Raw genomic sequence first — 14,312 nt, 5'->3', positions numbered from 1 at the left:
CAGTTGCGACGGCACAACATGCGACAGAAAGGACACATTGGTGACGACATTCAGGCGACATAGCGCTATCGTGGCGGTCATGGCCGCCCCCAACACCGCGTTGCGCGCTGTCCGTACCGGAATGCGCATGAGCCAAGACGACTTCGCTCGCGCGCTCCAGGCTGCCGGCCACCGCGTCGGCGAACCCAACGACGCCAACAAGAGACTCGTCCAACGATGGGAGTCGGGCGCGATCACCGCGCCGCGCCCCGTCTACGCCCGCGCGCTGGAGGTCGTCACCGGCCTACCCATCTCGCTACTGGGCTTCGCCTCGGTGCCCGGCGAACACGTCATTGACGACGAACGGGGTGGCCACGACCTCACCTCTCCCCTGTCCAGCCTGGCCACGCCGACACCAACGGCCAAGCCCGCCACGGTCCACGGGTCGTACGAAGGTGTTTGGCTCAGCCGCTATCAGTACTACTCCAGCGGCCGGGGGGACTCCTTCGCCGGGCAACACTTCGTCGTGATGCTTCAGCATGGCGACAGGCTGACCGTGCGCAGCCTGCCCGGCTCGGCGGCCTCGTCGCTCTCGATGGACCTGACCGTGGACGGTGCCGTTGTCACAGGCACGTGGGTGGAGCAGACCGACCCCGCCGGCTACTACCGGGGCGCCCGGTATCACGGCGCGGTCCAGCTCCTGGCCGAGCCCACGGGTCGCCGGATAGCCGGAAAGTGGGTTGGATTCGGCAAGGACATGGACGTAAACACCGGCCCGTGGGAGCTTGTCTTCCAAGACGCTTCAACGTCCAAGGCAACGCTCGATCGCTACAACACGTCGGCGACGTGACGCGCGTACGGGCGCTGTCGGAACGGCCTGAGTCGGCTCTCGTGTCACGGGCGGTGCCCCCGACGGGCACGACACGTCGAATACGGTGGAGCGAACTCGGGCAGAAGGACGGTCCTCCGATGACCCTGGTACGCGGCAAGCTGGGATTCACCGACCCCAGGTCGTTCAGCCTCATCGGCTACCGGCACGGCGGCCACGGGTACGCGTTGTTCCGTGGATTCCCCTCCCCTGCGGAGATCGAGGATAGTCACAGCGACAGCGAGTTTCGACTGCTCGACATCTGCTTCAGGAACATCGAGCGGATCTCCTGCTGGGCCGGTGCAGGGCCGATCCATCTGCGACACCCGACGGACGACGAGAAAGCCACCATCCAGGCACGGATCGGCCCGACCCGCAACACGAATGTCTACCTGTTGAAGCCGGACTCGATCGAGGACTACGTCCTAGCCAGCGCGGTCTACTGGGCGGAGTACGATCTCGCCCTTACTGCGCCGAGTCCTCTTGTCACCGAGGACGAGGAAGGCCGGAAGGCCCATTCGCCGGTCGGGCAGCCTGTGCAGTTCGTCGATCAGCCATGGACGCCGTACTCCCTGTTCAACAGCACCGGGACGACGACCGCCTAGCCGGTCGGTACGACGGCGGTGGCCGGTCACCCTCGAGGGGTGACCGGCCACCGCCGCGTCGATCAATCAGAGCTTCGCCGCGCCCGCCTCGGTGGCCTCCTGCACGGCCGAGGTACGACGAACCTCGGCGCGCTGGTCGCCAGCGTCCTCCCGGTCCGGGGCGGCCACCCGCGCCGCCCGGTTGGTGGTCGCCGCCGCCTGGTCACCGGTCACGCCACCACGGATCCGGTTGTTGGCGGCCACCTGGGCGACCGGGTCGTTGCCGGTCACCGTCAACTGGCCGTTGATGATGTTGTCGTCCACCGTGACACCACCGGTGGTGCTGGTGATGCTGACGTCGGCACCCCAGTAGCCACCGGAGGCGCAGCTGTCCAGCCCACCGTTGGGGCCGACCTGCACGCCGCCCAGGTTGCCGGCGAACGTGGCCTTGCCGCGTACCGCGCTGCCGCACACCACGCTGCCGGTGGCGCTGTTGAGCACCGACAGCGTGCCGTCCACGAACGAGTCGTGCAGGTCGGTGTAGTAGGTGCCGGTGCTGCTGACGTTGCGCTGCACCTGGGTGCCCCGGTCGAGCCGGACCTCACCGGCGCCGACAGTGACGTTCCCGGCGACAGTCGACTCTTCCGCGAACAGGAAGCTGTCGATCGTCGCGGTGCCCTTCGGCCGCACCGTCACGGTGCCCGTGGTGGCATCCTTGAGGAAGATGCCGTACCCACCGGCGGCGAGCACCACCTGGCCGTCGACTGTCGTCTCCGTGGCGTCGAGGTAGCCGTCCGCGGAGACGCGGACCTCGCCACTGATCCGACCTCCGGTCACCACCAGGTTGCCGCCGGCGGCGACGGTGACATTGCCGGTGATCGTGGTGCCGGTGAGAGCGCAGGACTCGCCGGCCGGCACGTACAGGTCGTTGGGCACGGTCACCGCACCGCCGGTGCCGATGCAGTGGGTGACCAGGTCGGCGTGGGCGGTGGGGGCCACGGTCAGCACCGAGGCGGCGACGACGGCGGTCACGGTGGCCAGCTTGGCGACGGTACGTCCGGGCATCGTGGTACTCCCTGTCGAGAAGATTCGAGGACTCATGCGCCGACGTCCGATCGGGCTGCGGCCCGGACGATGGCGCCCTGCTGTCGCCGGTCGAGCGTTCCGCCGGTCACCAACGCGAGGGTGACCGCCTCGACGTGCCGGACGAAGGCGGCGTGGCCGGGATAGTCGGCGTGTTCGTCGATTAGATCGTTGATGGTGCAGCCGTTGCCGGTGTCGACGTTGCGGACACCGGTGTCGTCACCGTCGATGACCACCGTCGTCCGCGTGTCGGACTCGGGGCAGGCGTCGGTGCCGTCGGCGACCACCGTGAACGTCGTGGACTGCTCGGTGGACGCGTTCCCCGCCTTGTCCGTCGCCCGGAAGCGCACGGTGTGTGCTCCGGTCGCCCGAACGGAGACGGGAGCGGAGTACGCGGTCCAGGCGCCGGTGTCCAGCGCGTACTCCACTGTCGCCACGCCCGAGTCGGCGTCGGTGGCCGTGATGGTCACCGTCGCGCCGCCGACGTACGCGCCGTCGTCGTTCCGGTCGCCGGCCACCGTGGCGGTGACGGTGGGTGGCGTGGTGTCCTCGGCCTGCGGCTCGACGACCGTGAAGTGGGACATCTGCTCGGCCGACGTGTTACCGGCGACGTCGGTGGCCCGGAAGTGCAGCATGTGCATCCCGACCGTGGTGACGACGACCGGGCGCGTGTACGCGGTGAAGGCAGCGCCGTCCAACGAGTACTCGATGGTGGCGACACCGGACCCGGCGTCGGTGGCGGTCAGCGTGGCGGTGGCCGTACCGACGTAGTTGCCGTCGCCGTCGCGGTCGCCGGCCAACGCGGCCTTCACCTCCGGCGGGGTGGTGTCCTCCTGTCCCGGCTCGACGATCCGGAACGACACCGACCCCACCGCGCTGGTGTTGCCGGCCTGGTCGGTCGCCCGGAACTGCACCGAGTGGTCACCGATCGCGGTCACCCGCACCGGCTCGGTGTACGGATGGAAGCTGGTGTCGTCGACCTGGTACTCGACGGTCTCCACACCGGAGTCGGCGTCGGTGGCCGTCACCGTCACAGTGGCTGCGGCCAGGTAGTTGCCGTCGGGGTCCTGGTCACCCGCCACGGTGGCGGCCACCGTCGGCGGCGTGGTGTCACCACCCCCGCCGCCCTCGGTGACGACCAGCTCGCCGACCATCTGGCTGTGGCCGGGGATCGAGCAGAAGTACCGGTAGCGCCCCGGGGTGAGGGTCACCGTCGCCTGGTGGCGGCCGTTGTTGGCGTCGAACGGGCTGGCCAGGATGTTGAGGGTCACGTCGTGGTTGTAACCCTCGCTGCTGGTGTCGAAGGTCAGCGTGTGCGGCATCCCGAGGGTGTTGCCGGTGGCCTCGCTGTTCTCCCAGACGATCGTGGTCTCGCCGGCCACGGCGGTGGCGGGCGCGGACTTGTAGCGGGTGATGTCGCCATCGGCGGTCCAGGTCAGCACCTGTGCCGCGGCTCGGGGGGCGGCGGAGGCCGACGTCGCCACCCACGGGGTCACCGTGAGCAGGAGCGCCGCCAGCACTGCCGTTATTCGTCGGGGCATCGTCTCTCCTAGAGTTCCCGTACGCGGACGTTGCGGAACTCGGCCAGGTCGTTGTCACCGTGGTTCTGCAGACCGATGAAGCCGCGCAGGAACTGCCGCAGATCGGTCGGCGGGTCGCCGGCACGCGACGACTGCTTGCCGGGCGTGTTGTCGAACTCGTTGATCACCACGCCGTTGCGGATCATCGTGTAGTGCTGCCCGACCACGCGGATCTCGTAGTCGTTCCACTCGTTCTTCGGCGTCACGCCGGCCTGGGCGAGCGGCACCGGGTCGAAGTTGTAGACCGAGCCGGTCTTCTGCGGCTCCCCGGTGTCGCCGTCGTAGATCTGGATCTCGTGTCCGCAGTAGATCGCCATCCACGCGGTCGACGTCCGGGCCGAGCCGATCGTGCCGCAACTGCCCGGTGGGCGCTGCTCCAGAGGGGTTCGCAGGTCCGGGAACCGGATGAAGACACCGGTGTTGGCCCGGCCGGTGCCCGGTGCGATGTCCTTGAACTGGAGCCGCAGCGAGAAGTCGCCGAGTTCCTTCGTGTGCCAGAGCATGCCCAGACCACCGCTGGGCCGCAGTGACCCGTCCGGCTGGATCGCGAACGACCCGGTCGGCGCCTGCTGCCAACCGCGCAGCGAGTCGGCGGTGCCGTCGTAGAGCGGCTCGTACCCGGTGTGCCCGTCCCGGCCGATCTCCGACGCGGCGGCCAGCCGGGTCAGGGTGCCGGCCTCCCGGGCGCTGAGCAGGTCGTCGTCCTGCAACGCCTGGGCCACCTCCTTGACGTGCCGGACGAAACCGTCGTGGTCGGCCCACGTGCTCTCGTCGTCGATCAGGTCGTTGGCCGTGCAGCCCTGCCCGACGGTACGACTGGGCACGCCGGTGTCGGTGTCACCGAGCCAGACGTTCTGCCGGTCGTCCGGCACCGCGCAGCCCACCGTGACGGTGCTCTGCACCGTCGCCTTCTCACCGTCGGCGTACGTGACGGTCAGCTTCGCGGTGTAGGTGCCGACCTTCGCGTACGTGTGTCGGGGGTTCGCCTCGGTCGACGTGGCACCGTCGCCGAACTCCCACCGGTGGCTGACACCGCCGGAGCGTGCGCCGTCGAAGGCGATGGTCAGGGGCTTGTTCTGCACGGCGACGGAGTTCGCCGCCGGTACGGGGGTGGGTGCGCCTCCGGTGTAGGTGATCCGGATCAGCTTCTGGTTGGGGTGCAGGCTGAAGAACCCGCCGCCGTAGTCCAGCAGGTAGAGCGCGCCGTCCGGGCCGAACTTGGCGTCCATCCAGCTCTGTAGGCGCGTGTCGCCGTTGCCGCCCGGGATGATGGCTCGCAGCGACTCGGCGTACACCGGTGGGGCCGCCTGCGGCACACCGGCCGGGTCGACGGTCACCGCGACCCGGTTGGCCGCGTTCGACTGGTCGCCGATGAACCACTTGCCGTCCCAGTGCTCCGGCCACGCCACGCCGCTGGCGGTGTCGACGAGGCTGCGGTGGTACGTCGGGCCGGACATGATGGCCTGCCCGCCGCCGCGCAGGTACGGCTGGGTGTAGGTGGCGTCGGCCGCGACATAGGTCGGGAGGCCGCTGCCGTCGGTGCGCTTCGGGAACACCGGACCGCCGCCGTCGGGTGAATACCAGATCATGTTGTCCCGGGCGGCCGGGATGTCCACCAGTCCGGTGTTGCGGGGCGACTCGTTCTTCAGGTTGTCGCAGTCGTACCAGCCGGTCAGGACCGTCGCGTCGGTGGTGCTGCGGTCCCGGTACGGCTGCCGGTTGCCCATGCAGTACGGCCAGCCCTGGTTACCGGCGGAGGTGATGATGGTGGCGGTCTCGTACTTGGCCGGGCCCAGGGTGGGGCTGGGCGACGACGCGTCCGGGCCGACCCAGCCGGCGGTCAGCCACTGGTGCACCGGGTCGATCTGGAGACGGGCGATGTTGCGCACGCCCATCACGTAGATCTCCGGGCGGGTCTTCTCGGTGCCCGGCGGGAACAGGTTCCCCTCGGGAATGGTGTACGTGCCGTCCGCCTCCGGGTGGATCCGGATGATCTTTCCGGCGAGGTCGTTGGTGTTACCCGACGTGCGGCGGGCGTCCTGGAACGAGATCCCCTCGTATTCCTGGGTCCAGTTGTTGCCGGAGTAGCCCTGCGACCCCTCGGAGGAGTTGTTGTCACCGGAGCCGACGTAGAGGTTGCCCTTGGCGTCGAACGCCATGCCACCGCCGGCGTGGCAGCAGCTGTGGATCTGCACCGGGAACTGGAGCAGGTCCTTGCGGGTGCTCTGGTCGACGGTCTGTGCCTGCCGGTCGTAGGTGAACCGGGAGACGGTGCGCTGCCCGACCCGCTTCACCCGGTCGACCGAGTCGTGCGGCATCCAGTAGACGTAGAGCCAACCGTTCTCGGCGAACTTCGGGTCGGGCACGATGCCGAGCAGGCCCTCCTCGTTCTTCACCAACTCGGAGCCACTGCCCCGGTTGCCCATCACCTCCAGGGTGGTGAGCAGCTTGGCCTGCTTGGTCCGCGGGTCCCAGGAGTGGATGGTGCCGCAGCCCTTGCCGACGTTCGGGTTGTTCCAGTCCGCGATCGGGCCGCTCGGGCAGGCGGCCTTGCCGACGTAGAAGACAGTGCCGTCCGGCGCGATGGTGAGCCCGTGCGGCTCGCCGATCTGGTCCAGTTGACCGGTCTGGTTGGCGGCGGTGAGCCGCTCCACCTTGTAGTTCGCGGCGATCGTGGCCTGGCAGTCGCCGCGTACGCGGCCGGTGGTCCAGTTCAGCGCCCCGGTGAGGTGGGTGCGGAACGCCTCCTCACCGTAGCTGCCCTCGGTGTGGCCCATGCCGGTGTAGAACGACCGGCCGCCGTCGTAGTCCCGGCACCAGGAGACCGGGTGGAAGGGGCCGTTGGCGGCCGCCCCCGCGTTGTAGTGCCGCTCCTCGACCTGGGCGAGGGTGTGCACGGTGCCGATCGGGTTCGGGTCCCAGTTCTCCCACCGGTCGGAACGGGTGATGGTCAGCGGCAGCGACGCCGTGGCCGGGTGTTTGCGGTCCAGGATGTTCACCACCGCGCGGTTCACGGCGGGCGGTTCCGGTGTGGTGGTGCTGCCGGTGAACAGGCGCAGGTCGGCCAGCTGGGTCAGTGGCTCCCCGCTGTTCGCGGTGATGTTCAGGCGGTAGCGGGTGAACTCCTGCGGGGTGGCGATGTCGAACCGGCGGGTCTGGAACCGGTCGGGGAACGCCTGGCCGGTGCGCCGGTCCAGATCGGACCAGGTCTGGCCGTCCGTGGAGCCCTGCAGGGTCCAGTCCTTCGGGTCGCGGCCGGAGGAGTCGTTGGCCGACGTCAACGCGTACCCGGTCACCCGCTTGGCGGCGGCCAGTTCGTACGCCACCCAGCCGGTCGGGGTGCGGACCAGCCACTTCGTGTTGGCGTCGCCGTCGGTCAGCTTCTCCTTGGTCTCGTTCGGCGCGTTCTCGCCGCTGGCGGTCACCCGGGCCACCGGCTCGGCGACCGGGATGGCGCCGGCCGGGCGGGTGCCGATCAGGCCGGTGAACCAGGTCGAGTCGACCTGGGCGCGTGCCGCGTCGGCGATGCCGACGAACCCGCCGCCGGCCTTCATGTAACTCTGCAGCGCCGACTCCTGGTCGCGGTTGAGCGCGGCGCCCGTCGCGGAGAGGAAGACCACGCTGCGGTACGCGGACAGCCCCGCCGTGGTGAACACGCCGGGGTCCGTGGTGGCCGTGACATCGATGTCATGGCCGGCACCAAGCTGTTTGATGGTGTCCACCGCGCGGGCCACCGGGTCCTGCTGCTCGGCCACCGGCCCGTGGAACACGAGGACGGCTGTCCTCTGTGGTTGCGCCGCCTGCGGGGCGGCTGCCGGCCGCGGCGCGGCTGCTGCCGTCGTCGCGGGAATCAGTGTCGCGATGGCGGCTACCGCCGCGAGGGCTCGTCGTATCGTCCTGGTCATCCCCGTCCCCACTTTCGGTCAGCTTCCGTGCGTGTGGGTGTGGCCCTGGAACCGGTGGATCGCCTCCTCGGCGCCCGGTGGCATGCTGCCGTCGGCGTTGCGCACCAGGAAGATCCCGGCCATGCCGCCGTCGGAGTGCGTCTGCACGTGGCAGTGGTACATCCACGCCCCTGGTCCGACGCCCTCGCCGGCCAGCACCTGGAAACCGAACGAACTGCCCGGGTTGAGGTCCTTGTTGTCGACGACCAGGCTGGGGTCGCTCGGCCCCTCCAGCATTCCGGTGCGGTTGTCGGCCCACCGGTGGGCGTGCAGGTGGAAGGTGTGGAACAGGTTGCCGTGCCCGATGGCGATCCACTCGACACGCTCGCCCAGGTTCGCCTCGAACATCGGGGTCGCCGGGGCCATCTTGTTGTTGATCATCATGTCGTGGAAAACGGCCGTGAACTGCTTCGACGGCAGGATGTCGCCGCGCCGCCGGACGATCAGCGCTCCGTACAGGCCCTTGGCGACACCGCCGGTGCCGTGGTCGGTGCCCATCGCGTGGTCGTGGTAGTGCCAGTAGCCGGCACTGCCCGGCATGTACCGCCGGCCGGCGGCGGCCACCATCTCGTGGGAGCGCCAGACGTACGTCCGCGTCTCGCCGGGGTTGTTGAACGAGGCGTTGAACGGGCTGCCGTCGGAGTCGGTGCTGTAGTCCACCCCGTGCGGGTGGATGGACAGCCGCTGCGTGGTGGTGTTGACCAGGGTGATCTCCAGGGTGTCACCCTCGTACATCTCCAGGATCGGCCCTGGGACGGTGGCCTGGCCGGGTGCCAGGCCGTAGCCGAACAGGTTGCCCGGCAGTTGCTCGGCGTAGATAGTGATCTTCTTGGTGACGCCCGCGGCGGCCCGCGCGGGGCTGCCCCCGAACGCGGCGCCGATCGCGGGGGCGGACGCGCCCAATGCTCCGGCGGCGAGCGCGCCGCTGGCGATCAGCGATCTGCGGGAGAGGTGGCGGTGAGGGCCACCAGCGTGATCGTCCATGGGTCTCCGTTCCCAACCGGGCGAAGACGCGACGAGGGCAGGGTGCATCGACCCGAGCACGGGGGCGGTAGCACGACTGAGGATGAGGCTCGTCGCGAACTTTGCTCGGAAGGCTCAGAACTTTCGGTGGATGACTGCAACTTATGTAATCCATCGACGAAAGTACAGGGTCTGATTGCAAAAAGATTACCTTGACATCACGACGGCCGTCGATTGACATGAAGCTGACACGCAAGCCCGGCCGGTCTGCGAGACGGCTGCGCCGTCCGTAGGATCGGTCCGATGCGGGAGATACGGCTTGCGGTCCGACCGGCATGTCCGGCCGACATTCCCGCGTTGGTAGAGCTGCGCCTGTCCAATGCGGAGGCTCATCTCGCTCTCGACGCCGACACCTACCGCCGTCCGCGGCGCGAGGCGGTGGTCCACCACTTCACGGCCGTGCTCGCCGACGAGGCGGGTCGAGACGCTGTCCTGGTCGCCGAGGTCGACGGCCGGGTCGCCGGAATGGTCGAGGTGTTGCCGCGCCCCGATCCACCGGAGCATCAGATCCTGCGTCCGGAGCCGTCTGCGCAGGTGCACACGGTGGTGCTGCCGTCCGCCCGAGGGCACGGGGTGGGGTCGACGTTGGTGCGCGCCGCCGAGCAGTGGGCAACGGCTCGGGGGATCCGGCACCTATCGGCCGGCGTCCACCACCGCAACGTCGACGCGATGCGCTTCTACGCCCGGCACGGCTACGGCGACGTCGGCGTCTCACTCGGCAAGAGCGTGTGAGGGCCACTCACGGCAGGGTTGCGGGCGCAGCGAAGGGTGCCCGTCAGCCGCCGCTATGGCTGGCCGCCGACTCGATGTGCTGTTGAGCGATATACCTCAGGGGCATCTCTATGACTCTGAGGTATATCGCTGCCTGCCGTGACCGCTCCGACGGCGGTGAACGACGGTCACCTAAGTCCGTGGGCTGCGCCGACCGTCCGAGCCCGGTCGGGAGCTACTCGGTGACGTGGGTCGGGTCGAGGACCCGGGAGAGGAACGCGCGGGTCCGCTCGTGCTTCGGTGCGCCGAGCACCTCCTGCGGCGGCCCCTGCTCGACCACCACCCCACCGTCCATGAAGACGACCCGGTCGGCGACGTCGCGGGCGAAGGCCATCTCGTGCGTCACCACCATCATCGTCATGCCGTCCTCGGCCAGCTTGCGCATGACGGTGAGCACGTCCCCGACCAGCTCCGGGTCGAGCGCGGAGGTCGGCTCGTCGAAGAGCATCAGCTTCGGATCCATCGACAACGACCGGGCGATCGCCGCCCGCTGCTGCTGCCCGCCGGAGAGTTGCGCCGGGAAGGCGTCCGCCTTGTCGGTCAGCCCGACGCGTTCCAGGTTGAGCCGAGCGATCCGCTCGGCCTCGGCACGGCCACGCCGCAGCACCCGGCGCTGGGCGATGGTGAGGTTGTTCAGCACGGTGAGGTGCGGGAACAGGTTGAACGACTGGAAGACCATGCCGATGCTGCGGCGGGCCGCGTCGATCTCGACGTCCGGGTCGGTCATCTCGATCCCGTTCACCCAGATCCGCCCGGCCGTCGGCTCCTCCAACAGGTCGACGCAGCGCAGCAGCGTCGACTTGCCGGACCCGGACGGGCCGATGACGCAGACCACCTCGCCCTGGCCGACCTCGAAGTCGATGCCCTTGAGCACCTCGAGCGGACCGAAGGACTTGTGCAGGTCGCGGATCTCGACGGCAGGTCGGGACGGGGTCGTCGTCATGGGGTCACCGGGCCTTGGCGTAGCGGAGTTCGAGGCGACGTACCACCTGGGACAGGGGCAGGGTGATGATCAGGTAGGCGAGGCCGGCCACCAGCAGCGGAGTGGCGTTCACCCGGTCGTTGAGCATGTCCCGACCGAACTTGGTGATCTCGATGGTCTGCGCCGTCACGCCCAGCACGTAGGCCAGCGACGAATCCTTGGTGAGAAGGATGAGTTCGTTCGTCAGCGGTGGGATGACGATCCGGAACGCCTGCGGGATGACGATCGTGCGCATCGCGGTGAAGTGCGACATGCCGAGGGTGCGCGCCGCCTCCATCTGCCCCTTGGGGACGGCCTGGATGCCGGCGCGGATGGTCTCGGCCATGTAGGCCGCGGCGGTCAACCCGAGGCCGATCGCGATGGACCCGAACACGCCACCCGGGATCTCCCGCTCCGGGAAGGCGATCGGGATGCCGTAGCCGACGAGGAAGAGCACCAACAGCGCGGGCAGGCCCCGGAACAGCTCGATGTACGCCGTCGCCACCCAGCGGTACGGCGCCACCCGGGACAGCCGCATCAGCGCGAGGACGGTGCCGAACACGAGGCCGAAGGCGAACGCGCCGAGCGTGTAGAGGACGGTGTTGCGCAGCGCGACGGTGATGATCGTCGGGAACATCGACGTGATGATGTCGACGCGGAAGAACGCGTCGGCCAACCGGCCCCAGTCCGCGGCGAAGGCCACCGCGGCGATGACGGCGATGAAGACCAGGTACTGGATCCCGAGGGACAGCCGCTCCCGCTGGCGGCGTCGCAGCTTCACGTTGGCTCGTTGCCTTCCCGGAGTTACCGACACGGAGGGCGCGCGGGACGCGCGCCCTCCGGCACTACACGTGTGATCAGGCGCTCGGCCGCTTGCCGATCCACTTCTCGTAGATCGTGTCGTACGTGCCGTCCTGCTTGGCCTTGGCCAGCACCTCATTGATCTTCTTGAGCAACTCCGGGTTGGCGGCCTTCTTCACGGGGAAGCCGTACTGCTCGCCGGTGTTGAACTCGGCGGTCACCTCGAACCCGCCGGGGTTCTTCTTCAGGTACTCGGTCCAGACCGGCAGGTCGTTGACAGCGGCCTCGACCTGGCCGTTGGAGAGAGCCTGCTGTAGGGCGGCGAGGTCCTCGAACTCGACGAGCTGCAGGCCCTTCTCCGCCTCGAACTTCTTGGCGTAGTCACGACCCGTGGTGGCCGCCTGGACGCCCAGCTTCTTGCCCCTGAGGTCGTCGAGGGACCTGTACGCCTTGCCGGTCTTCACCAGCAGCGCCTGGGTGGCGTCGAAGTACGGGTCGGAGAAGTCCAGGACCTTCTTGCGCTCGTCAGTGATCGTCATGCCGGCGGCGGCCGCGTCGCACTTGCCGGTGTTCAGGTCCTGACCGGACTTGATCCCCTCGAACGGGGTGTCGACGATCGCCTGCTCGACGCCCAGCTCCTTGGCCACCAGGTCCATGATCTCGACGTCGAAGCCGGTCACCTTGCCGCTGGCGTCCTTCGACTGGAACGGCGGGTACGGCAGGTGGGTGCAGACGGTCAACTTGCCGGCCGTGACCAGCTTGACCCCGCTCGCCTGGACCTCGCTGTCGTCCTTCTTGGCGCACCCCGCGGTCACCGCGAGGGCGGCGATCGCCACGACGAGACCGGCCTGACGCACGGCGCTTGGGAACCTCACGGCTGTGTCCCTCCGATTCGGCTTCCATCGCATAGAAAGCCAATCTGGTTCATAGACTTTGCGATTAGCGACCGTACCCGATCCGGCGAGCCGCCCCCAAGATCACGCTGCGGCAGCCACCCAGGGGCGAACCGGACACACGGGCAGCAACGGGTCTCAGCCGCCGGTCCCCTCTGCCGCGCCGTCCGGGGTGAGGGCCGCCTCATGGGGGTCTGTGTCCAGGAACACGTGCTGGTGGCCGTGACCGGCGTCGACGCTGATCTGGTCGAGCTGGGTCGCCGCGACCGACCAGATCGTGGCCGCCTCGGCCGCCTGTCGCGTGCTGATGTCCAGCAGGGCCGCCTGGTGGGCGGCGGGCACACCGGCGGCCAGGGCGTAGGTGTCGACGGCGAGCGCCGCCTGCTGCACCGCTCCGCGCAGACCACCTCGGGCCACGTTGGTGGCGGTGGTCCCCGAGGGCGGGTCGGCGAACGGCTCGGCCGCCTTGCGCATGGTCTCCTGCCAGGTGCGCGCCCGACCCGCATCCGGTGCCCGGCCGGCGGTCTTCTCCTCCTTGACGGCGGTCAGGACAGGGGCCACCTGGTCGCGGACGCGACGCGCCGTCTCGGTCAGCTCCACGACCTGCTGGGCGTCCCGCTTCGCGTCAGCTTCCTTGATGCTCGCGATGGTCGCCGCGGTGGCGTCCGGACGGCCCACCTGGTAGCCGACGAGCCCGCCGATCAGCGCGGTCACCAGTGCGATCGCCCCCGCCACCGCCGCGATGCGCACTGTGCGACGACGACGAACATCGGGCTTCTCGGACAGGTACGAAGGCCGGCCGGTGCGACGCGCCATCGCATCTCCTCACATCGATGGTCTGGGGGCCACAGGGTAACGGGCACCCCGTGCGCCCGTCGATAGTTCCGCAGGGCGGCGCAGGCTGCGCGGCCTAGACCTGGTAGCCCCACTCGGCCAGTGGCTTCTCCAGCGACCGTTCGATCGCGGCGAGCTGCGCCGGACTGAGTTCGTCGCGGTACGCCGCCGCCCGGCCCGCCGGGAAGTCGTACCGGGAGAAGCCCTTCTCGAACGCGGGCGACCAGTGCAGCCCCAGGAAGTCGAGCATCCGGCCGACCTGTTCGCGGGGCTGCTCGACCAGGTCCTCGTAGCGCACGTCGAGCCACTGCTCCGCGGGGTGACGCAGGCGGGCCTGCGCGAACGCCTCCATCAGCATCTTCCAGCCGAGCGCGGCGAGCACCTGGAAGGACCGGCCCGACTCGAACCACTCCTCCCGCAGGTCCGACGGGAGCGGGCCGAAGATCCAGTTGTCGGGGCCCCGCCAGCCGTCCCACCAGCCCATCTGGAGCCAGGAGTTGGCCACCGCCCGGCCGTCGCGCACCACGTTGACGACCCGCAGGTCCGGGTACGCGGCGTGCAGCAGGCCGGTGCGCGGCCAACCGGTGACGTGCTGCACCAGTTGCTGGCAGCCCTGGCGGGCGATCCGCTCGTCGAAGAAGGTCCGCAGCCGGCGGGCCACGAACGGTGTCAGGTCCTCGGCAACCAGGTCCCGGCACGGGCGGGAGAAGCCGCCGAGCACCTGCCTGTCGAGCAGGTGGTACGCCTCCGACGGCGCCACCCGCAGCCGTCCTCGCTCCAGCAACCGTCGGCTGTGGCGCAGCGAGGTCATGCCCGCCGGACGGGGTGCCGAACGCCGGTAGAGCGTCCCGTTGAACCGCCCCTTGAGGTTGAGCCGGGCGAGCTTGTCGTCCAGGCCGGAGACGAAACCGACAGCGGGATGCCGGGAGAGCAACTCCTGGACCAGGGTCGAGCCGCAGCGACCGGTGCCCACCACCAGTGAGAGCATCGT

General features: G+C 69.3%; 11 protein-coding genes and 1 pseudogene. 3 read left to right on the top strand and 9 right to left on the bottom strand.

Annotation, left to right across the window (positions count from 1 at the left end; genetic code table 11):
• Positions 1 to 79 precede the first annotated feature (79 nt).
• Together O3438_RS02635 and O3438_RS02630 are read left to right on the top strand one after the other, a co-directional pair.
• A complete protein-coding gene (locus tag O3438_RS02635; RefSeq protein WP_269678396.1) occupies positions 80 to 829 on the top strand; it encodes a helix-turn-helix domain-containing protein in 750 nt (249 codons plus the stop codon).
• A 119-nt stretch (positions 830 to 948) separates the two neighbouring features.
• Entirely contained in the window at positions 949 to 1,452 is a 504-nt protein-coding gene (locus O3438_RS02630) for a hypothetical protein (protein ID WP_269678395.1), read from the top strand.
• Positions 1,453 to 1,518: 66 nt separating this feature from the next.
• Here the strand turns inward: O3438_RS02630 and O3438_RS02625 are convergent, their stop codons facing one another.
• From O3438_RS02625 to O3438_RS02610, 4 genes and pseudogenes are all read right to left on the bottom strand, one after another.
• Positions 1,519 to 2,496, bottom strand: coding sequence for a hypothetical protein (locus tag O3438_RS02625; RefSeq protein WP_269678394.1), 978 nt, complete (start codon positions 2,494 to 2,496; stop codon positions 1,519 to 1,521).
• A 257-nt stretch (positions 2,497 to 2,753) separates the two neighbouring features.
• A pseudogene (locus O3438_RS02620) lies at positions 2,754 to 3,989 on the bottom strand (OmpL47-type beta-barrel domain-containing protein); the annotation flags it as partial.
• Between the two features lie 74 nt (positions 3,990 to 4,063).
• Entirely contained in the window at positions 4,064 to 7,999 is a 3,936-nt protein-coding gene (locus tag O3438_RS02615; RefSeq protein WP_269678392.1) for a ThuA domain-containing protein, read from the bottom strand.
• A gap of 18 nt (positions 8,000 to 8,017) precedes the next feature.
• Positions 8,018 to 9,022: a multicopper oxidase domain-containing protein gene (locus O3438_RS02610; RefSeq protein WP_269678391.1), complete on the bottom strand. Its 1,005-nt coding sequence runs from the start codon at positions 9,020 to 9,022 to the stop codon at positions 8,018 to 8,020.
• A gap of 282 nt (positions 9,023 to 9,304) precedes the next feature.
• Between O3438_RS02610 and O3438_RS02605 the strand changes: the two genes are divergently transcribed.
• Positions 9,305 to 9,793 carry a GNAT family N-acetyltransferase gene (locus O3438_RS02605; RefSeq protein WP_269678390.1) on the top strand — a complete coding sequence of 163 codons (489 nt, stop codon included), beginning with the start codon at positions 9,305 to 9,307 and terminating at the stop codon, positions 9,791 to 9,793.
• Positions 9,794 to 10,007: 214 nt separating this feature from the next.
• On the opposite strand, the gene O3438_RS02600 is transcribed toward O3438_RS02605, so the two are convergent.
• The 5 genes from O3438_RS02600 to O3438_RS02580 all read right to left on the bottom strand — a co-directional run bounded on the left by O3438_RS02600 (position 10,008) and on the right by O3438_RS02580 (position 14,309).
• Complete coding sequence (locus O3438_RS02600) at positions 10,008 to 10,775, bottom strand: amino acid ABC transporter ATP-binding protein (protein WP_269678389.1); 768 nt, start codon at positions 10,773 to 10,775, stop codon at positions 10,008 to 10,010.
• Between the two features lie 4 nt (positions 10,776 to 10,779).
• Positions 10,780 to 11,574: an amino acid ABC transporter permease gene (locus tag O3438_RS02595; RefSeq protein WP_269678388.1), complete on the bottom strand. Its 795-nt coding sequence runs from the start codon at positions 11,572 to 11,574 to the stop codon at positions 10,780 to 10,782.
• A 76-nt stretch (positions 11,575 to 11,650) separates the two neighbouring features.
• Positions 11,651 to 12,469 (bottom strand): basic amino acid ABC transporter substrate-binding protein, encoded by an 819-nt coding sequence (locus O3438_RS02590; RefSeq protein ID WP_269678387.1) that lies wholly within the window; start codon positions 12,467 to 12,469, stop codon positions 11,651 to 11,653.
• Between the two features lie 156 nt (positions 12,470 to 12,625).
• The gene (locus tag O3438_RS02585; protein WP_269678386.1) at positions 12,626 to 13,303 is read right to left on the bottom strand and encodes a hypothetical protein; all 678 of its coding nucleotides are present in this window, start codon (positions 13,301 to 13,303) and stop codon (positions 12,626 to 12,628) included.
• Positions 13,304 to 13,397: 94 nt separating this feature from the next.
• Positions 13,398 to 14,309: a sulfotransferase family protein gene (locus O3438_RS02580; protein WP_269678385.1), complete on the bottom strand. Its 912-nt coding sequence runs from the start codon at positions 14,307 to 14,309 to the stop codon at positions 13,398 to 13,400.
• Positions 14,310 to 14,312: the final 3 nt, after the last annotated feature.

This window comes from Micromonospora sp. WMMC250, from assembly GCF_027460215.1.
Taxonomy (GTDB): Bacteria; Actinomycetota; Actinomycetes; order Mycobacteriales; family Micromonosporaceae; genus Micromonospora; species Micromonospora taraxaci.
The sequence above is the reverse complement of the archived record's forward strand: the minus strand, read 5'-3'. Positions and strand labels throughout refer to the sequence as shown.

Excerpts from the sequence above, each read along its gene's own strand:
- O3438_RS02635 (WP_269678396.1), top strand. The coding sequence starts at position 80 with ATGGCCGCCCCCAACACCGCGTTGCGCGCTGTCCGTACCGGAATGCGC.
- O3438_RS02630 (WP_269678395.1), top strand. The coding sequence starts at position 949 with ATGACCCTGGTACGCGGCAAGCTGGGATTCACCGACCCCAGGTCGTTC.
- O3438_RS02625 (WP_269678394.1), bottom strand. The coding sequence starts at position 2,496 with ATGCCCGGACGTACCGTCGCCAAGCTGGCCACCGTGACCGCCGTCGTC.
- O3438_RS02615 (WP_269678392.1), bottom strand. The coding sequence starts at position 7,999 with ATGACCAGGACGATACGACGAGCCCTCGCGGCGGTAGCCGCCATCGCG.
- O3438_RS02610 (WP_269678391.1), bottom strand. The coding sequence starts at position 9,022 with ATGGACGATCACGCTGGTGGCCCTCACCGCCACCTCTCCCGCAGATCG.
- O3438_RS02605 (WP_269678390.1), top strand. The coding sequence starts at position 9,305 with ATGCGGGAGATACGGCTTGCGGTCCGACCGGCATGTCCGGCCGACATT.
- O3438_RS02600 (WP_269678389.1), bottom strand. The coding sequence starts at position 10,775 with ATGACGACGACCCCGTCCCGACCTGCCGTCGAGATCCGCGACCTGCAC.
- O3438_RS02585 (WP_269678386.1), bottom strand. The coding sequence starts at position 13,303 with ATGGCGCGTCGCACCGGCCGGCCTTCGTACCTGTCCGAGAAGCCCGAT.
- O3438_RS02580 (WP_269678385.1), bottom strand. The coding sequence starts at position 14,309 with ATGCTCTCACTGGTGGTGGGCACCGGTCGCTGCGGCTCGACCCTGGTC.